The organism is Shimia sp. R10_1 (assembly GCF_017744095.1).
Lineage (GTDB): Bacteria > Pseudomonadota > Alphaproteobacteria > Rhodobacterales > Rhodobacteraceae > Shimia.
Genome location: NZ_JAGHQX010000010.1, coordinates 36494 through 54174, shown reverse-complemented (window position 1 = coordinate 54174; position 17681 = coordinate 36494). Strand labels below are relative to the sequence as shown.

Annotated in this window: 17 protein-coding genes and 1 riboswitch; of the genes, 12 read left to right on the top strand and 5 right to left on the bottom strand. The window is 58.0% G+C overall.

Annotated features, from left to right (window positions below; translation table 11 throughout):
• Positions 1-558: 558 nt before the first annotated feature.
• Positions 559-1611: a nitronate monooxygenase gene (locus J7413_RS17500; protein ID WP_209100587.1), complete on the top strand. Its 1053-nt coding sequence runs from the start codon at positions 559-561 to the stop codon at positions 1609-1611.
• A gap of 25 nt (positions 1612-1636) precedes the next feature.
• Here the strand turns inward: J7413_RS17500 and J7413_RS17495 are convergent, their stop codons facing one another.
• Together J7413_RS17495 and fabB are read right to left on the bottom strand one after the other, a co-directional pair.
• Entirely contained in the window at positions 1637-2428 is a 792-nt protein-coding gene (locus J7413_RS17495) for an enoyl-ACP reductase (RefSeq protein WP_209100585.1), read from the bottom strand.
• A 5-nt stretch (positions 2429-2433) separates the two neighbouring features.
• The gene (fabB, locus tag J7413_RS17490) at positions 2434-3663 is read right to left on the bottom strand and encodes a beta-ketoacyl-ACP synthase I (protein WP_209100578.1); all 1230 of its coding nucleotides are present in this window, start codon (positions 3661-3663) and stop codon (positions 2434-2436) included.
• A 196-nt stretch (positions 3664-3859) separates the two neighbouring features.
• Between fabB and J7413_RS17485 the strand changes: the two genes are divergently transcribed.
• A complete protein-coding gene (locus J7413_RS17485; protein ID WP_209100577.1) occupies positions 3860-5338 on the top strand; it encodes a DNA/RNA helicase domain-containing protein in 1479 nt (492 codons plus the stop codon).
• A gap of 94 nt (positions 5339-5432) precedes the next feature.
• Here the strand turns inward: J7413_RS17485 and fabA are convergent, their stop codons facing one another.
• Positions 5433-5942 (bottom strand): bifunctional 3-hydroxydecanoyl-ACP dehydratase/trans-2-decenoyl-ACP isomerase, encoded by a 510-nt coding sequence (gene fabA, locus J7413_RS17480; protein WP_209100576.1) that lies wholly within the window; start codon positions 5940-5942, stop codon positions 5433-5435.
• Positions 5943-6140: 198 nt separating this feature from the next.
• Between fabA and irr the strand changes: the two genes are divergently transcribed.
• Together irr and J7413_RS17470 are read left to right on the top strand one after the other, a co-directional pair.
• Positions 6141-6587, top strand: a complete 447-nt coding sequence (gene irr / locus J7413_RS17475; protein WP_209100575.1) for a Fur family transcriptional regulator Irr — start codon at positions 6141-6143, stop codon at positions 6585-6587.
• A gap of 115 nt (positions 6588-6702) precedes the next feature.
• Positions 6703-7686, top strand: a complete 984-nt coding sequence (locus J7413_RS17470; protein ID WP_209100574.1) for an NADPH:quinone reductase — start codon at positions 6703-6705, stop codon at positions 7684-7686.
• Positions 7687-7849: 163 nt separating this feature from the next.
• Here the strand turns inward: J7413_RS17470 and J7413_RS17465 are convergent, their stop codons facing one another.
• Both J7413_RS17465 and J7413_RS17460 read right to left on the bottom strand, forming a co-directional pair.
• Positions 7850-8443 carry a hypothetical protein gene (locus J7413_RS17465; RefSeq protein ID WP_209100573.1) on the bottom strand — a complete coding sequence of 198 codons (594 nt, stop codon included), beginning with the start codon at positions 8441-8443 and terminating at the stop codon, positions 7850-7852.
• 95 nt (positions 8444-8538) lie between these two features.
• Positions 8539-9408 carry a hypothetical protein gene (locus tag J7413_RS17460; protein ID WP_209100571.1) on the bottom strand — a complete coding sequence of 290 codons (870 nt, stop codon included), beginning with the start codon at positions 9406-9408 and terminating at the stop codon, positions 8539-8541.
• A gap of 142 nt (positions 9409-9550) precedes the next feature.
• On the opposite strand from J7413_RS17460, the gene miaB reads away from it, so the two are divergent.
• The 8 genes from miaB (at position 9551) to metK (ending at position 17526) form a co-directional block, all read left to right on the top strand.
• Entirely contained in the window at positions 9551-10891 is a 1341-nt protein-coding gene (miaB, locus tag J7413_RS17455) for a tRNA (N6-isopentenyl adenosine(37)-C2)-methylthiotransferase MiaB (RefSeq protein ID WP_209100569.1), read from the top strand.
• Positions 10892-11193: 302 nt separating this feature from the next.
• A complete protein-coding gene (locus J7413_RS17450) occupies positions 11194-11700 on the top strand; it encodes an OmpA family protein (protein ID WP_247743599.1) in 507 nt (168 codons plus the stop codon).
• Positions 11701-11712: 12 nt separating this feature from the next.
• Positions 11713-12012: a hypothetical protein gene (locus J7413_RS17445; RefSeq protein ID WP_209100568.1), complete on the top strand. Its 300-nt coding sequence runs from the start codon at positions 11713-11715 to the stop codon at positions 12010-12012.
• Between the two features lie 172 nt (positions 12013-12184).
• On the top strand, positions 12185-13225 hold the full coding sequence (locus tag J7413_RS17440) for a PhoH family protein (protein ID WP_209100566.1): 1041 nt from the start codon (positions 12185-12187) through the stop codon (positions 13223-13225).
• Between the two features lie 64 nt (positions 13226-13289).
• Positions 13290-13796, top strand: a complete 507-nt coding sequence (ybeY, locus tag J7413_RS17435) for an rRNA maturation RNase YbeY (protein ID WP_209100564.1) — start codon at positions 13290-13292, stop codon at positions 13794-13796.
• Between the two features lie 55 nt (positions 13797-13851).
• Positions 13852-14748, top strand: coding sequence for a hemolysin family protein (locus tag J7413_RS17430; RefSeq protein WP_209100548.1), 897 nt, complete (start codon positions 13852-13854; stop codon positions 14746-14748).
• Positions 14741-16255: an apolipoprotein N-acyltransferase gene (lnt, locus tag J7413_RS17425; protein ID WP_209100547.1), complete on the top strand. Its 1515-nt coding sequence runs from the start codon at positions 14741-14743 to the stop codon at positions 16253-16255. The genes J7413_RS17430 and lnt overlap by 8 nt, the downstream gene beginning before the upstream one ends.
• 35 nt (positions 16256-16290) lie before the next feature.
• Positions 16291-16340, top strand: a riboswitch (SAM-SAH riboswitch).
• A 4-nt stretch (positions 16341-16344) separates the two neighbouring features.
• Positions 16345-17526 carry a methionine adenosyltransferase gene (gene metK / locus J7413_RS17420; protein ID WP_209100545.1) on the top strand — a complete coding sequence of 394 codons (1182 nt, stop codon included), beginning with the start codon at positions 16345-16347 and terminating at the stop codon, positions 17524-17526.
• Positions 17527-17681 lie beyond the last annotated feature (155 nt).

Here is a 17681-nt window from a genome sequence, read left to right as displayed (position 1 = left end):
GCTCCCAATACGTTTTGCAGAGCCCGCCTGTATATGGCGGGCTTTTTGCTGTGTGCCAAAGATTGTGAGCGCTTGCGACAGGTTTTGAAGGGCGCGGTTTTTTATCGCCCGATCCAGTCCAGCATTTTTGCGGGGCGTGCCGAAGAGCTTTGCGGCAAGGGGCTTGCGCTATGGGGCGTCGAGGTGAGCAGTGCCCAAAAGACGATCCCCAGACTGAGTGCAACAAGCAGGGGTTCCAGCTTTTTGAGACGGGTTCGCTCGCTCAGGATATTGGCGGCCAGAACAAACAAGAGCACGACCCCAGAGATGGCCAAGAGAACTGCATAAAACTGCATTTGGGTTGAATCCGAAAACTTGTGAAATGAAGGTTTCTATATTGCGCAAAAAGAGGGCATTCCAAGGGGTGTGGCTATGCTGTTCGCGCTGGGCCGCTATGAGATTTTTGAAAGGCTTGAGGCGCTCTGAAAGCGCTTTGAAAGGGTCATTTGGGGCGATGAATGCGTTTCTGGGTGGCCTTTTGAGCGCGGTGCAGTAGCGTGGGCGCAAGGAGGACAGGCAATGGATCTGGTCAAAAAACTGGGCCTCACGTGGCCCTTGTTTCAGGCGCCTATGGCGGGGGTGTCCACGCCTGAGATGGCAGCGGCCGTCAGCAATGCCGGAGGGCTTGGTGCGCTGGGGCTTGGCGCCGCGGGTGTGGACGGTGCGCGCCAGATGCTGCAGGCGGCGCGCGCGCTGACGGAGCGGCCGATCAATGCCAATCTGTTTTGCCATGCGCCTGCCGTGCGGGATGCGGATGTGGAAACTGCGTGGCTGGCCGCACTTGCGCCGACTTTTGCGCGCTACGGGGCACAGCCGCCGGAAAAGCTTCATGAGATCTACAAGAGTTTCGCCGTCGACCGGGCGATGTGTGACATGCTTTTGGAGGAGAAGCCCGGTGTGGTGAGTCTGCATTTTGGTCTGCCGGATACTGGGTGGATTGCCGAGCTGCAGGCGGCGGGCAATCTGGTTTTTGCCAGTGCGACCAATGTGGAGGAGGCACACGCCTGTCAGTCGGCGGGCGTGGATGCGATTGTGGCGCAAGGCATTGAGGCTGGCGGGCATCGCGGCATGTTTGATCCAGAGGCGGAGGACGCGGCGCTGTCGACATTGGCGCTTGTGCGGGCGCTGGGGCCGGAGGTCGATGTGCCGATCATTGCCGCCGGTGGGTTGATGGATGGTGCAGACGTGGCGCGTGCGCTTGCCACTGGTGCGGCGGTGGCACAGCTGGGCACCGCCTTTTTGGATTGTACGGAGTCCGCGGCAGATGCGGGCTATCGTGCGGCACTCAGAGATCCGGCGCTGCAGCCTTCAGAGCTCACGCCCACTTTATCAGGCCGCCCGGCGCGGTGCTTGCGCAACAAATATGTGGCGCTGGGAGAGGCGCTGCATGCACGGGTGCCGGACTATCCTGTGGCTTATGATGTGGCGAAACAGCTGAATGCAGCGGCCAAAGCTGCTGGGGAGCCCGGGTTTGGTGCGCAATGGGCAGGTGCGGGCGTGGCTCGGGTGCGCCAAGGCGGTGCCGCAGAGATCTTGCAGGCCATTGGCGCAGAGTATGAGGCGGCGCAGTGAGCGCGGTCCCCGTCAAATTGGCAGCTTAGAGGTTTTCGGTGAGCGGCATGCCCAGCACATGAAAGCCCCCATCCACACGCAGCACTTCGCCTGTGGTGCAGGCGCCTGCGTCCGAGGCGAGATAGACCGCTGTGCCGCCCACCGCGTCGAGCGTGGCATTGGCACGCAGCGGGGCGTTTTCCTCAGCGTGTTTGAAGGTGGCGCGTGCGCCACCGATGGCTGCACCCGCGAGGGTTTTCATCGGGCCGGGGGAGATTGCATTCACGCGGATGCCATCGGGGCCAAGGTCACTGGCCAGATAGCGGGTTGCGCTTTCCAGTGCGGCTTTGGCCACGCCCATAACGTTGTAAAACGGGGTCACGCGGTTGGCGCCCTGATAAGTCAGGGTCAGGATAGTGCCGCCGTTTTCTGCCATCATCGGGTGCGCGCGTCGGGCGACTTCGATCAGCGAATAGCAGGAAATATCCAGCGAATTCTTGAAGTTGTCGCGTGTGGTGTCAACAAAGCGTCCGGTCAGCTCGTTGCGGTCTGAATAGGCGATGGCATGCACCACAAAATCGATGGTGGGCCATGTGTCCGCCAAGGTGGCAAAGGCCGCATCGAGCGAGGCGTCATCGGTCACATCCACATCAAGCAGAAGATCACTGCCGACACTTTCGACAAGCGGTTTGACCCGCTTGCCAAAGGCGTTGCCTTGGTAGGTGAAGGCGAGCTCGGCCCCAGCCTCATGCATGGCGCGGGCAATGCCCCATGCAATCGAGCGCTCGTTTGCGACGCCCATAATCAGGCCGCGTTTGCCCGCCAGAACACCTGTCATGGGGATTACCCTTTGTATTTGCTGAGAACCATGGAGCCGTTGGTGCCACCAAAGCCGAAGCTGTTGGTCATCACGCTATCAAGGCCCGCGTTCTCCACCAAAGAGGTCGCCACTTCGCCCGGCTCGATGCCGGTGGCCAGCGTGTCCACATTGATCGACGGGGCGATGAAATCCTGATCGAGCATCAGCAGGCAGAAGATGGCTTCCAGCGCGCCTGCCGCACCTTGGGCGTGGCCGGTCATGGATTTGGTGGAGGAGATCGGCGGCACGTTGCCTGCGCCAAAGACGCGGCGGGCGGCCTCAACCTCACCCACATCGCCCACAGGCGTGGAGGTGCCGTGGGCGTTGATGTAATCCACTTTGCGCCCCTCAGGCAGGGTGGAGAGCGCCAGACGCATTGCGCGCTCACCGCCTTCGCCGGATGGGGCCACCATGTCGTGACCATCAGAGGTTGCGGCAAAGCCGGTGACTTCGGCGTAGATTTTTGCGCCGCGTGCCAGTGCGTGTTCCAGATCTTCCAGCACCACAATGCCGCCGCCGCCGGAGATCACAAACCCGTCGCGGTCTTCATCAAAGGCGCGGGAGGCTTTTTCCGGGGTGTCGTTATACTTGCTGCTCATCGCGCCCATGGCGTCAAACAGGCAGGAGAGGGTCCAGTCGAGCTCTTCACCGCCGCCGGCAAACATCACGTCCTGCTTGCCCATCATGATCTGCTCTGCGGCGTTGCCGATGCAGTGCAACGAGGTCGAGCAGGCCGAGGTGATGGAATAGTTGATGCCTTTGATCTTAAAGGCGGTGGCGAGGTTGGCCGAAATGGTCGAGCTCATGCATTTTGGCACCGCAAACGGCCCGATGCGCTTGGTCGCGCCGGTTTTCTCGACAGTCTGGTGTGCGACCAGCATGGAAGAGGTCGAGGGGCCGCCAGAGCCAGCCACAAGGCCAGTGCGCTCGTTCACAACCTGATCTTCGGCGAGGCCGGAATCGGCAATCGCCTGTTGCATGGCGATATGGGCATAAGCCGCACCGGGGCCCATGAAGCGCAGGGTGCGTTTGTCCACATGTTCCTTGGGGTCGATGTCAATATGACCGGCGATCTGGCTGCGGAAGCCATGCTCGCTCATTTCCGGGCTGGCAGAGATGCCAGATTTGCCCGCTTTCAGCGAGGCGGTGACTTCTTCGGCATTGGTGCCGATCGAGGAAACGATACCCAGTCCGGTAACGACGACGCGACGCATGTGCGCTCTCCCTTAGTTTGCTGGCGTCTATGTAGGGGATTTGTGCGGGTAGGCGCAAGGTGGGTTGGGTGTGGGGATCAATGGGCATTTCATGCAGGGTGGCACTGCAGGATGTGCTGAAGTTTAAGTTTCCAGCTTTACGAAGAAATTTGATTGTGCGAGATGGGCGCATGATAACAATCTATGGTAGAGTTGCATGCTTCGTTCGACAAACCTTAAATCTCTTATTCAGGCAAAGCAGCGTTTGGCTCCAGATGTTTTCAAGAGTTATCTTAAGCATCTCAACGCTTCGATCAAAGACTATGAACTGGAAGATCTTGCCAAGTTGGTTGAGCAATTATCTACCCATGAGGGGGGAGCATTAGCTTTTGACGGCTTTTTTGTAGGCTATAAAATTCCTCAAATTGGCAAAGAGTTTGACTTACTGCGGTTTTGTAAAGATGGCGTTATCAACATCGAGATCAAGAGAAAAGCAAGTCGCGATAAAATTGCTAAGCAGCTCAAGCGAAACAGGTACTATCTTTCACCGACTGGTGATCTTGTAGAAACATACCTATTTGTAGCTGAAAGTAGAGAGTTTTTCGGTTTGAACCTGAACGATGAACTTGAGATAGTCGACGCTTGTCAGATCAACGTTTCTCTTCATGAAAGGGAATTTGACTCAGTTTGTGATCCCGATCAAGTTTTTGAGCCGGGAAATTTCTTAGTCTCACCATTTAATTCGACTGAAAAGTTTTTAGAGGGTCAATTCTTCTTGACGCACCAGCAAGAAGAAATTTTGGTAGAAGTAATATCCAAAATAGAAAACACTGGTGGGCCGAATTTCATTTCGATTGAAGGTGCTGCTGGTACCGGTAAGACACTTCTGTCTTACAGTTTGGCAATGGAGCTGCAAAAGTCCCAAAAGAGGGTCTTAATTATTCATTGCGGAAAATTAAACTCGGGTCATTTATCCTTAATCGAAGCGGGGTGGGTGATCACGTCGGTGAAAAACTATTCAAGTAAGATATTTGATGAATTTAGTTGCATAATTGTAGATGAGTCTCAAAGGCTTCGGAATGGCCAGCTTGAAGATATCAAGGCCCGAGTTGAAACAAGTAAGGCAAATTGTCTGTTTTCGTTCGATCGTCGTCAAACATTGGCGAGCTTCGAAACAAACTCAGGGGTTACGGATGAAATATTAAATTTGCCAAATGTGAAAAATTACAAGTTGACCGAGAAAATTAGAACCAATAGGGAGATTTCCGACTTTATTAAAGGTCTCTTCGATGGGAAGCGAAACACTAAGTGTTCAAGCGGGGAGAACGTTTCTCTATTGTACTTTGAGGATGCCGCTAGTGCTCAAGAGTATCTTAGTGCTCTGGATCCCAAGAGAACTACGGTTCTAAATTTCACGCCATCTAGGTACCAAGCAGAGTACCATGAACGCTATGCAATCAGTAGTGCAAATTCGTCCCATGGCGTGATTGGGCAAGAGTTTGACTCCGTAACCGTAGTCGTTGACGATTTTTTTCAATACGATGAGAGTGGTTATTTGGTATATTTCGGCAAGACTTATTATGACCCATCAAAAATGCTATTTCAAAATATAACAAGAACAAGAAAAGAATTGACCGTGGTGTTTGTCGGGAATGCGGATCTATTCAAAAGGTGTATGAAACTATTGTCAGTATGAGTGTTATAGTGTGCTGAATTGGACACTTTTCGCCTGTCCTCCAACAAAAAAGGCCCCGCGGGGCCTTTTCCTTTTCCTCACATGTCGCCCAAAATCAGCTCTCGCTGAGCGCAACCTTCATGTCTTTGACCTCATAGATCACTTCGCCGTCGGCTTCGACGATGCCGTCGGCCACGCCCATGGTCAGGCGGCGGGTTTGGATGGCTTTGGTGAAGTCGATCTTATAGGTCAGCATCTTGCGGTCCGGGCGCACCATGCCTTTGAGTTTCACTTCGCCCACACCCAGCGCGTAGCCGCGGCCGGTCCAGCCGCGCCAACCGAGGTTGAAGCCGGTCAGCTGCCACAGGCCATCCAGACCCAGACAGCCGGGCATGATCGGGTTGTTGGGGAAGTGGCAGTCAAAGAACCAGAGGTCAGGCGTGATGTCGAATTCTGCCAGAATGTGGCCTTTGCCATGGGCGCCGCCGTCGCTGGAGACCTCGGTAATGCGGTCCATCATCAGCATGGGCGGGGCAGGGAGCTGCGCATTGCCGGGACCAAAGAGCTCGCCGCGCGCGCATTTCAGCAGATCGTCTTTGTCAAAGCTCGTTGGATAGTCGGCCATTCTGGGGTCCCTTATCAGTCCGTTTGATTTGGACCCCTCTAGCACTTGCGCCCATGCCCCTGCAAGGCGGCTGTGGGGGCGCCTCTTTCGGGCAGACCCGCTGTCTGAAAGGGGCTGTTTCCCACTTGCGACTCATTTTCAATTGAAACTGCCCTTTAAAATGCGCTAAACATGACCCGCACAATCAGGATTTGACCCATGAGCACGACAGACGGCACACAGGCACATATCTCAGATACCCCGGTACAGGTCGGCACCAAGTGGCTGGCATCCGGTGGGCTGCGCCCGACGCGTCAGCGTGTGGCGCTGGCGGCGCTGCTGGTGGGTGACGGCAATGACCGCCATGTGACGGCGGAAAGCCTCTATGCCTCTGTGCAGGATTCCGGAGATCGTGTGTCGCTGGCGACGGTTTACAACACGCTGCGTGCGTTTTGTGAGGCCGGTCTGATGCAGGAAATCACGGTTGATGGCGCCAAAAGCTATTTTGACACCAACACCGGCGATCACCCGCATTTCTTCTGGGAAGATGACCGTGTGTTGACCGATGCACCGTCTGAGCAGCTGAAGATTGCCCGCTTGCCGGATGCGCCCGAGGGCGCTGAGATTTCCAAGATCGACGTGGTGATCCGCCTGCGCCGCACCTGATCGGCGCCTGACTTTCTGACATGTTGTGACGTGGCGGCCGCGCAATTGTGCGTGGCCTTTGCCTGTGTCAGCATGCGCAGAAAATGACCTTACAACAACAGAGAGGGAGCGCGCGATGAAGGCAGTGACCTGGCGCAAATTTGGCGCAGCGCAGGATGTTTTGCAGGTGGAGGAATTGCCAAAACCATCCCCAGCCGCGGGAGAGGTTTTGGTGCGGGTTGCCTTTTCAGGCGCGAATCCCTCGGACGCAAAGGCACGCAGTGGCACGCGCCCCGGTGTGACCAAACCGCCGTTTGAGGTGATCGTGCCCCACAGCGATGGTGCCGGTGTGATTGAGGCGGTTGGCGCGGGCGTGGATGCGGCGCGCGTCGGCGCGCGTGTCTGGATCTGGAACGGTCAGTGGCAGCGCCCCTTTGGCACCTGTGCGGAATATGTGGTCTTGCCAGCGGATCAGGCCGTGACCCTGCCGGAAACGGTTTCTCTGGAAGTGGGGGCTGTGTTGGGCATTCCCGGTCTGACCGCGGCGCAAACTGTGTTTGGCGACGGGGATGTGACGGGTAAGGTGGTGCTGGTTTCCGGTGGCGGCGGCTCTGTTGGCTTTCTGGCGGTGCAGCTTGCGGCCTGGGGCGGGGCGACGGTGATCGCCACCTGTGGCGCACGCGATATGGCGCGGGTGAAAGCGGCAGGGGCGACACATGTGTTTGACTACGCAAGCCCGACCTTAGCGGAGGACATTCTGGCGGTCAGCGGTGGTGGGGTGGACCGTGCGGTGGAGGTCGAGTTAGGGCCCAATCTCGCGCTGCTTGCCGAGGTCATGAAGCCGTTGGGCACCATTGCCGCCTATGGCTCTGCCAAGGACATGACACCTGAGATGCCGTTTGGCCCCATGCTGTTCAAGGCGCTCAAGCTCGACATCACCTTGATTTATATCCTGCCCAAAGCGGCGCGGGATGCGGCGATTGCACGTCTGCATGCCGCGTTGATGGCGGGCGCGCTGACCTTTGAGACCCCCAATGTGTTTGCCCCGGACGCGGCAGGTGCCGCGCATAATCTGGTCGAGGCCGGTGGGCGCAAGGGCGCGGTTTTGGTGGCGTTCTGAGGGGCTGGAGCATCGCCCAACACGCCGGAAACACCTTCATAGGCCAGCCCCCGGCCCTGGGTGGGGGTGAAGCCCCCTCCCATGGGGAGGGTCGGGGGCTGGTCGGCTTCGCCTTCCGTGGACTGGGGAGGGTCGCGTAAGCCTGGTTTCAATAATGAGGCGCTTACCCGCAATAATGTTCCGGCTTAGAGGTGCCCGTCAGTTCAAACACTGGCGGGCCAAAGCTGTCATTTGAAAAGCTGTATTCATGCACGTGGCCATCAATCACGGCTAAGGCATGCGGGGAGCGAAAGTCCTTGGCATGATGCGCTAAGGCTCTTTGCAGATTGAACGATGAGACGCAGATGGCGTCTTGGCGTTTGCCTGCGGACTCAATCCGCATCTGGGCGATGAATTCTGTTGTTTTCAGGCTGAGGGCCACGCTCACCAAGACAATCACGGGATGCACCAGCGCGCGCCACATGCGACTGCGTGGCGGTTTTGCCAGTTGCAACAGAGCAAACAGACTTGCGCTCATGATAAGCGGCAGCGCCAAGCTTGGGAAAAACAGCTCTGGCATGAGGTAGGCGTATCTGGAGAGGGAGATGAGATACAGCAGGAAGACCGGAGGAAAGGTGACTGCCAAAATGGGCGGGATCAGCGAGAGGTAAAGCGCGCCCAGAACAAAAAGCACAGAGATCTGTGCCAGCGGTATGTAGAGGCTGCGCGTCGTTGTGGTGCCCCGCGCTTTCATGGCTCTGTAGAGCGAGACCGCCATGGTGCCCCACCACGTTGCGCAACACGCAAGCGCGACGAAAGCCAAGAACCAAACGGTTGCCATGCTAGTGAGCACCGCCTGTCAGAACCGCCATGCTAGAACCACTGCCCCGGCTCCATCAGGCCAAGGTCGAGCAATTGGCGGGAGTGCCATTCAAAGCGCACGGAGTTGTGCCAGTTGAATTGCTGAATGTCGAAGGTCGAGCCCGGATTGGATTTCAGCGCTTTGGCCGTGCGGAAGGAGCACACCGCCGCGGTCAGGTTGTTGTGCCAGGGGCAGGCGTAGGTGTTGTATTCCTGATCGTTGAAGGTGAAATCCTCATTGAGGATCAGGCCGGGTTTGCTGCGGAAAATCGAGATCCGGTCGATCTTGCGTCGGTTGGAGGGGATGTGCTCCTCAAACCGCCAGCGCAGGCCGCCAAAGAAATCCAGCTGCCGCTCTTTGGGGTGATCGTGGTTCTCCGCGTCAGGCCGCGCCAGCGCGTAGTAGCCGGAGCGGTCGAGCTGTGCGGTATCAAGTGACACGGCATTCGGGTTTTGCGCGAGATCTGCCGCATAGAGATCAATCACATAAGTGAGCATCGCATCGCGGCGCTCCTCAGAGTGAAAGGCGAGCATCTCGCCAATGCTGCGCGTTTCACAAAACGGATAAAACAGATACTCCGCGTTGAAGCAGTAGTAGAGCCAGATGTCAGGTGCGGCTTTGGTGATGGCGTTCACCGCATCGCGCATGGGTTGGCCATTGGCCCGCTCCATGGTCACACGCTGGCAGCGCTCTGTCAGATCTGCGGGCAGTTTGAAGCTGTGCGGCATAAAGGCGATGACAGATTGAAAGCCCAGCGACAGGTGGTGGCGCAGCGTGCTGGCAAGCTCCACATCATCTTCGGCAAAAATCAGGGCGACCGGGCCTTTGGCAAGGTGGTCCTGACCGGTTTGCAGGAATTGCTCCAGCGAGTCGTATGTCATGCACTGCCCCACATGCGTTTTTGCGCGTTCTTTCATGCGCTTGGTTGTGTTAAAATCTGCCAAAACCCTCTGCATTGCAAGCACCCCTCTTTTTGATGTAGAGACGCGCCTTGAAACCGCGAGACGCGACAGGATGAGTGCCATGGCCGAAAACACTGCAGCTGATAAAAAGAAGCTCTTCATCAAGACCTACGGGTGTCAGATGAATGTCTACGACAGCGAGCGCATGGCAGAGGCCATGGGGGGCGCTGGTTACGAGACGACGGACAACGCAGATGACGCGGATATGATCCTGCTCAACACCTGTCACATCCGGGAGAAAGCGGCGGAGAAAGTTTATTCCGAACTCGGGCGTTTCAAGGGGCTGAAGGCGGAAAAGCCAAACCTGAAGATCGGTGTGGCGGGGTGCGTGGCGCAGGCTGAGGGCGAAGAAATCATGCGCCGCCAGCCGCTGGTGGATCTGGTTGTGGGGCCGCAGGCCTATCACCGTCTGCCGGAGATGGAGGCCAAAACCCAGGAGGGTGTGAAGGCGCTCGACACGGATTTCCCGGAAGAAGACAAATTTGAAAAGCTCAAGCGTCGCCCTAAAGCCAAGCGCGCGCCCACTGCGTTTCTGACCGTACAGGAAGGCTGTGACAAATTCTGTGCCTTCTGTGTTGTGCCCTACACCCGTGGCGCCGAGGTGAGCCGCCCGGTGGATCGCGTGCTGACCGAAGCGCGGGATCTGGTGGAGCGCGGCGTGCGTGAAATCACCCTTCTGGGCCAGAACGTGAACGCCTATCATGGTCTGCATGGCGCGGGAGATATGACCTTGGCGGGGCTGATCTGGGAGCTCGACAAGATCGATGGGCTGGAGCGTATTCGCTTCACCACCAGCCACCCCAACGACATGATGGACGATCTGATCGAGGCCCATGGCACCTGCGAAAAGCTGATGCCCTATCTGCACCTGCCGGTGCAGTCCGGCTCCAACAAGATCCTGAAACGCATGAACCGCAGCCATGACCGCGACAGCTATATCAAGCTCATCGAGCGTATCCGTGCCGCGCGGCCGGATATGCTGCTGTCTGGTGATTTCATCGTCGGCTTCCCAGAAGAGACCGAACAGGATTTCCAGGACACGATGGATCTGATTGAAGAGGTCCGCTACGGGCAGGCCTACAGCTTCAAATATTCCACCCGTCCCGGCACGCCTGCGGCGGAGCGTCCGCTGGTGGATGAGGCAGAATCCAGCGACCGTCTGCAACGTCTTCAGGCGTTGCTCAGCACGCAGCAACGCGAAATTCAGGACAGCATGGTCGGGCGCGAGGTGAGCGTGCTTTATGAAAAGCCGGGGCGTCTGGATGGGCAGATGGTGGGCAAGTCCGATTATCTGCATGCGGTTTATGTGCATGATCCCAAAGGGCAAATCGGCGAGATCAAACGCGTGAGAATCGTGGAGAGCAGCACCAACTCCCTGGGGGGAGTGCTGATCGGCGATTGATCGCGCTGCGGAAACATTGTCGGGTACAGCCAAAAATTGATGACGGCGCTCCATTTTGATGGGAGCGCCTTTGTCACATTATGACCATATTTTTATGTGCCAGCCGCGAGAACTTTGCATTTCTTCTTCACTTAATGCGCTTTTCACTGCATTTTAAGACAATGTTGAAAGCCTTGATTTAGAACGTGTTTCGATTGAACGAAGCTTTCGGGGGATATGGAGAGGGTATCGCTGTGGCGAAAAATTCCAAAAATAAAATGCGGGCGATTTGGGGGAGTGCAGCAGCTGCCTGTGTTGCGCTTATGTCCATTGCCGAACCCGCCCTCGCGCAGAACCAGCGCACGGTGCTTGGTCAGCGCTATGTGCCAACTGTCTGGGTGGATCCGGATGGCTGTGAGCACTGGGTGATGGACGATGGCGTGGAAGGCTACATGACCCCACACGTCAACCGCCAGGGTATTCCGGTCTGCCGCCGGGGCAATATCTGTGGCGTGATGAACTCTGACCAGTTCTTTGCCACGGACAAACATTACATCAACACGGCCAACCGCCAGAAACTGGCGGAGTTTTTCAAAAGCGCAAACGCCTCTGCCTTTATCATCTTGGGCCACACGGACAGCCGCGCCAGCGACAGCTACAACATGCGCCTGAGCTACAACCGTGCCAACGCGGTGGCGAAAGTTGCCCGTCAGAGCGGTGCGCGGGTTGCGGATGTGCGCGGCTACGGCGAGCGTATGCCACGCGCCACCAACCGCACGTCAGCGGGCATGGCGGAAAACCGTCGCGTTGAAATCATCTGCCTGCGCTGAAGGGGAGCGAGCATGAAACGGATCAAAGGTGTTCTTCTTCTTGGGCTGGCCGCGAGCGTGTCTGCCTGTGTGGAGCCAAAAATTGACAAGACTGTGGACAATGGCCGCGACTCTGGCCACCTGAGCAACCTTGTTGCCGGGGTCTGGGTCGATCCAAATGGGTGTGACCACTGGATCATTGATGACGGTGTAGAGGGTTATCTGTCTCAGCGTCTGGATCCCTATGGCAAGCCGGTCTGCTCCGGTGCGGCCCCTTCCGGCGTGGCGACAGGGCCTTACAAAGAAGGTTCCAAGTTCGGCGATTGGATCTGATCAGATTCAGATCATCACAAATGCGCGCCGTCAGCCCTGTGCTGGCGGCGTTTTTCTTTTGTGCGCCTGTGATGAAATTTGCAGGCGTCATGGAAAATTCACTGGCGTGCGCTTGCACGTGGCGGCCCAACTTGGCACGATAGGCACAGACCCTTCGCTACAGGAGAAGTGATTGCCCACCGGCACAACGTCCCAACCGCCCGCCACCACCGCGCCCAAACCAGCGTCGGTCGAGTTCCCAGACAACCGTTTGCTGATCGAACTTTGCGGCGAATACGATCGCAATCTCGCAGATATAGAGCAGAAGCTTGGCGTCCAGATCCTGCGCCGGGGCAACCAGCTTGATATTCACGGCGAAGAGCCTGCACAGGCAGAGGCTGTTGAGGTGCTGACTGGACTTTACACACGGCTGGAGAGTGGCAAATCCGTCGATCCCGGAGATATTGATCGCGAGATCCGCATGGGACCCTCAGAGGCAGAGACCGGCGCACGTGAGGGCGACCAGCTGGAGATGTTCAAGGGCGGCCCGGTTGAGATCAAGACCCGCAAAAAGCTGATTGAGCCGCGCACAGACGCGCAAAAAGCCTATGTTTTGTCGCTGTTTAACAATGAGCTGGCCTTCGGCATTGGTCCTGCGGGTACGGGTAAGACCTATCTCGCCGTGGCTGTGGGCGTGAGCATGTTCATCTCCGGTCAGGTGGACCGGATCATTCTGTCGCGTCCTGCGGTGGAAGCGGGTGAAAAGCTTGGCTATCTGCCCGGCGACATGAAGGACAAGGTCGATCCCTACATGCAGCCGCTTTATGATGCGCTGAATGATTTCTTGCCCGGCAAACAGCTGGCCAAGCTGATCGAGGAGAAGAAGATCGAGATCGCGCCATTGGCGTTTATGCGCGGGCGCACGCTTGCCAATGCCTTTGTGGTGTTGGATGAGGCCCAGAACGCCACCACCATGCAGATGAAAATGTTCCTGACCCGTCTGGGCGAAGGCTCGCGCATGGTGATCACCGGCGACCGCAGCCAGATCGATTTGCCGCGTGGCGTGCCCTCGGGCCTGAAAGATGCGGAGCGCCTGCTCAAGGGCATTCCCAACATCAGTTTCAACTATTTCACTGCCGAGGATGTGGTGCGCCATCCGTTGGTGGCGGCGATCATCAAAGCCTATGATGCCGATGCGGTGCGCGCCCTTGCGGAGAAAGAGAAAAAAGCATGAGCCTTTTTCATTCTTCAAATATCCACGGGGGTCCGGGGGCCGTCAGCCCCCGTGCAACTGCGCCATGCTGACCGACGTCATTGTCGAAGACCCGCGCTGGGAGAGCCTCGATTTTGAAACCCTCGCGGAAACCGCAGCCCAAGCCACTTTGGCGCATCTCGCGCTCACCGCAGCAGATTTCGAGATCGCGGTGCTGGCCTGTGATGATGCGCGGATTGCCGTGCTGAACGCCGACTTTCGCGACAAGGACAAAGCCACCAATGTGTTGAGCTGGCCCAGCGAAGAGCGTGGTGCAGAGGAAGATGGGGGCACGCCCGATGCGCCAGAGCCGTCGATGATGGGCCTGCCGGAAGAGCTGGGGGACATCGCGATTTCCTATGACACCTGCCTCAGAGAGGCGGAGGCGGCAGGTAAATCGCTGACGGATCATTGCACGCATCTTGTTGTTCATGGCGTGTTACATCTTTTGGGGTATGATCATATCCGTGACAAAGATGCCACTTTGATGGAAGGTCACGAGGTGGCCATACTTGGCAAACTGGGTCTGCCAGACCCATATGACGACAACTAAGGGGCGCGACAGCCTCGCATAACAGACCAATGACACCGATCATCGGAAAGGACAGATGGGCGACAGTACAGACGGGTCTTCTAACGCAGCGCTCCGCGCGCAGCCGGAAGGCAAGAAAAACGCATCAAAAGGCTGGTTGAGCCGCCTTTTGGGCTCCAAAGACACCGTGCAGCCGGGCGCAACGCGCGCGGTCGCCCCCTCCGCCCCGGCGGGTCAGGTCCATGGTATGGTCAACCTGCGCCGCATGCGCGTTGAGGATGTGGCGGTTCCCAAGGCTGATATTATCGCGGTGCCCAACACCATCACGAAAACAGAGCTGGTGCAGCTGTTTCGCGACAGTGGCATGACCCGTCTGCCGGTCTATGACAACACGCTGGATACGCCGGTCGGCTTTGTCCACCTGAAAGATTTTGCGCTGCGCCATGGCTTTAACGGCAATGGCGATGCGGATTTTGATGTCTCCAAAGTGCTGCGCCCGCTGTTGTTTGTGCCCCCCTCCATGACCATTGGCGTGCTGCTCACCAAGATGCAGACCGAGCGGCGGCATATGGCGCTGGTGATTGATGAATATGGCGGTGTCGATGGTCTGGTGACCATTGAGGATCTGATCGAACAGGTGATCGGCGACATCGCCGATGAGCATGACGTTGAAGAGGCGGATCTGTTTGTTGAGGAAAAGCCCGGCTGCTACCTCGCCTTGTCCAAAACCCCGCTGGAGGATTTTGAGGCCGCCATTGGCCGCTCGCTGACCCATCACGAAGAGGTGGACCGCGAGGAGATCGACACGCTTGGCGGGCTGGTCTTTATGCTGAGCGGCCATGTGCCCGCACGGGGGGAAGTGGTGGAAAGCCCGGATGGCGTGGAATTTGAGGTGGTGGATGCCGATCCACGCCGCATCAAACGCCTGCGTGTCTTTGTGCCCAGCCCCTCGGTGGTTGTGCAGGATGGCTGACACCCAATCGTCGGAAGGGCGGCGCGGCTGGCGTACTGTGCCTTTCCGCATTGCCGCTGGCGGCGCGTTGCTGGGCAGCATGGCGGGGCTGGGCCATCCGCCATTTGATCTCTGGTGGGCGACGCTTCTGAGCTTTGCGGCGGTGTTTTATCTGCTGCATGAGGTGCAGCGTGGGCGCGAAAGTGCGTGGTTGGGCCTGGGATTTGGCACCGGCTATTTTGCCATGTCGCTGCATTGGATTGTGGAGCCTTTCTTTGTGGATCCGCTGCGTCATGGCTGGATGGCGCCCTTTGCCATTGTCTTTATGGCGGTGGGGCTGGCGCTGTTTTGGATGGCGGCTTTCTGGGGGGCGAAACGGCTGCATCTCAGCGGCTGGCCTGTTGTGCTGACGCTGACGGGGGCAGAGCTTGCGCGCGCCTATGTGCTGTCTGGTTTTCCCTGGGGCATGCCCTCCTATGTGCTGGTGGATCGGATCGCCGGGCAGGGCGCGGCGTTTGTGGGGCCACATGGGCTGAACCTGCTGCTGTTTGCGGTCGGTCTTGCGCTGGGGCTGTCTTTGGTTGCCAAACGCGGGCGGCGCCTGTTGGCCCCGTTGGGCATCGCCGGTGCGGTTGCGCTGGCAGGGCCGATGCCGACACCAGAGCCGATCGCAACGGATGATCGTCCGGTGGTGCGGCTGGTGCAGCCCAATGCCCCGCAACATCAGAAATGGGATCCTGAGTATACCGGCATTTTCTTTGAGCGGCTGGTGCGGGCCTCAGCGGCGGGTGACGTGCGACCGGATCTGATTGTCTGGCCAGAAACTGCGGTGCCGGTACTTTTGAATTACGCCGAAGAAACGCTTCAAATCATCAACCGCTCTGCGGCGGGTGTGCCCGTGGTTTTGGGGATCAACCGGTTTGAAGGGCTGCGCATTCACAACGCGGCGGTGCTGCTCGACGCCAGTGGCACTGTGGCTGCGACCTATGACAAACACCATCTCGTGCCTTTTGGCGAGTACATCCCGCTGGGCAATTTGTTGTCGCGCGTTGGGATCGCGGGCTTTGCGAGCCAGAATGGCGAAGGGTTCTCGCCGGGGCCGGGGCCTGCGCTGATGGATCTTGGGGCGCTGGGCAAAGCCCTGATGCTGATCTGTTATGAGGCGGTTTTTCCGCAGGATGTGTTTGGCGCGCCCGCGCGGCCGGATTTCATCCTGCATCTGACCAATGATGCCTGGTTTGGCAGTTTCTCTGGCCCGTTTCAGCATCTGGCACAGGCCCGGATGCGGGCGATTGAAAGCGGGTTGCCGGTGCTGCGCGCTGCCAACACAGGCGTGAGCGCGGTGATTGATGCGCAGGGGCGTGTGCTGGAGTCACTCCCTCTCAACACAGAGGGGTATCTGGATGCCGCCTTGCCTAAACCTCAAGCGCTGACCCTTTATGCACGCACCGGAGATTGGCTCTGCTTTGCTGTGGTGGTCTTGCTGATATGCGCTGTGGCCTTAACGATGAGGCGCAATAGCGATTGACCCGGCCCGCCCGCTCAGATAGGGCGAAACACACTTTGTCGTCACAACGGCTTCCTGACGTGGCGATCGATTATCCAATGGAGCACTTCATGACACGACAGAACTACACGTTTACTTCCGAAAGCGTTTCGGAAGGCCACCCAGACAAGGTCTGTGACCGTATCTCGGACGCCGTACTTGATGCCTTTTTGGCAGAAGAACCAGAGGCCCGCGTTGCGGCAGAAACCTTTGCCACCACAAATCGCGTGGTGATTGGCGGCGAGGTTGGTCTGTCGGATCAGGACAAGCTGCATGACTATATGGGCAAGATCGACGAGATCGCGCGCGCCTGTATCAAAGACATCGGCTATGAGCAGGAAAAGTTCCACCACGAGACGGTGGAAATCACCAACCTGCTGCACGAGCAATCCGCCCATATCGCGCAGGGCGTCGATGCGGCCGCGGACAAAGACGAAGGCGCGGGCGATCAGGGCATCATGTTTGGCTATGCCACAACAGAGACTGAGGCGTTGATGCCCGCCCCGATCCAGTATTCACACGCGATCCTGCGTCGACTGGCCGAGGTACGCAAATCTGGCCAAGAGCCAACATTGGGCCCGGATGCGAAATCCCAGCTGTCGGTGGTTTATGAAGGCGGCAAACCTGTGGGTGTGAGCTCCATCGTGCTGTCCACACAGCACCTTGATGAGACCATGAGCAGCGCCGATGTGCGCGCCGTTGTGGAGCCTTACATCCGCGAAACGCTGCCTGAGGGCTGGATCACCGATGCCACCGCGTGGCACGTGAACCCGACCGGCAAGTTTGTGATCGGTGGCCCGGATGGGGACGCAGGTCTGACAGGCCGCAAGATCATTGTGGACACTTACGGCGGCGCAGCCCCACATGGTGGCGGCGCGTTCTCTGGCAAAGATCCAACCAAGGTGGACCGCTCCGCAGCCTATGCCGCGCGCTATCTGGCCAAAAACGTGGTGGCCGCAGGCATGGCGGAGCGCTGCACCATTCAGCTGTCTTACGCGATTGGCGTGTCTGAGCCGCTGTCGGTCTATGCAGACACGTTCGGCACAGGTGAGGTCGCCCCGGCGGAGATCGAAAAAGCGATCCGCAATGTGATGAGCCTGACCCCACGCGGCATTCGCGAAAAACTGCAGCTCAACAAGCCGATTTACCAGCGCACCGCAGCCTATGGCCACTTTGGTCGCACCCCGGATGCGGATGGCGGCTTCAGCTGGGAGCGCACCGATCTGGTCGAAGAGCTGAAAAAAGCAATCTGAGCACCGCTGTGACCTGAGATTTGAAAAGGCCCGCCGGAGATTTCGGCGGGCCTTTTTCTTGTGTTGCCGCTTGTTGGTAGGCGTTGGCCGGCAAAGGAAGCCTTTGGACTTCTCTACTTTTGTGTCACGGTCATAGCGGGACACTGGGAGGACGA

Excerpts from the sequence above, each read along its gene's own strand:
- J7413_RS17500 (WP_209100587.1), top strand. The coding sequence starts at position 559 with ATGGATCTGGTCAAAAAACTGGGCCTCACGTGGCCCTTGTTTCAGGCG.
- J7413_RS17495 (WP_209100585.1), bottom strand. The coding sequence starts at position 2,428 with ATGACAGGTGTTCTGGCGGGCAAACGCGGCCTGATTATGGGCGTCGCA.
- fabB (WP_209100578.1), bottom strand. The coding sequence starts at position 3,663 with ATGCGTCGCGTCGTCGTTACCGGACTGGGTATCGTTTCCTCGATCGGC.
- J7413_RS17485 (WP_209100577.1), top strand. The coding sequence starts at position 3,860 with ATGCTTCGTTCGACAAACCTTAAATCTCTTATTCAGGCAAAGCAGCGT.
- fabA (WP_209100576.1), bottom strand. The coding sequence starts at position 5,942 with ATGGCCGACTATCCAACGAGCTTTGACAAAGACGATCTGCTGAAATGC.
- irr (WP_209100575.1), top strand. The coding sequence starts at position 6,141 with ATGAGCACGACAGACGGCACACAGGCACATATCTCAGATACCCCGGTA.
- J7413_RS17470 (WP_209100574.1), top strand. The coding sequence starts at position 6,703 with ATGAAGGCAGTGACCTGGCGCAAATTTGGCGCAGCGCAGGATGTTTTG.
- J7413_RS17465 (WP_209100573.1), bottom strand. The coding sequence starts at position 8,443 with ATGGCGGTCTCGCTCTACAGAGCCATGAAAGCGCGGGGCACCACAACG.
- J7413_RS17460 (WP_209100571.1), bottom strand. The coding sequence starts at position 9,408 with ATGACATACGACTCGCTGGAGCAATTCCTGCAAACCGGTCAGGACCAC.
- miaB (WP_209100569.1), top strand. The coding sequence starts at position 9,551 with ATGGCCGAAAACACTGCAGCTGATAAAAAGAAGCTCTTCATCAAGACC.
- J7413_RS17450 (WP_247743599.1), top strand. The coding sequence starts at position 11,194 with ATGTCCATTGCCGAACCCGCCCTCGCGCAGAACCAGCGCACGGTGCTT.
- J7413_RS17445 (WP_209100568.1), top strand. The coding sequence starts at position 11,713 with ATGAAACGGATCAAAGGTGTTCTTCTTCTTGGGCTGGCCGCGAGCGTG.
- ybeY (WP_209100564.1), top strand. The coding sequence starts at position 13,290 with ATGCTGACCGACGTCATTGTCGAAGACCCGCGCTGGGAGAGCCTCGAT.
- J7413_RS17430 (WP_209100548.1), top strand. The coding sequence starts at position 13,852 with ATGGGCGACAGTACAGACGGGTCTTCTAACGCAGCGCTCCGCGCGCAG.
- lnt (WP_209100547.1), top strand. The coding sequence starts at position 14,741 with ATGGCTGACACCCAATCGTCGGAAGGGCGGCGCGGCTGGCGTACTGTG.
- metK (WP_209100545.1), top strand. The coding sequence starts at position 16,345 with ATGACACGACAGAACTACACGTTTACTTCCGAAAGCGTTTCGGAAGGC.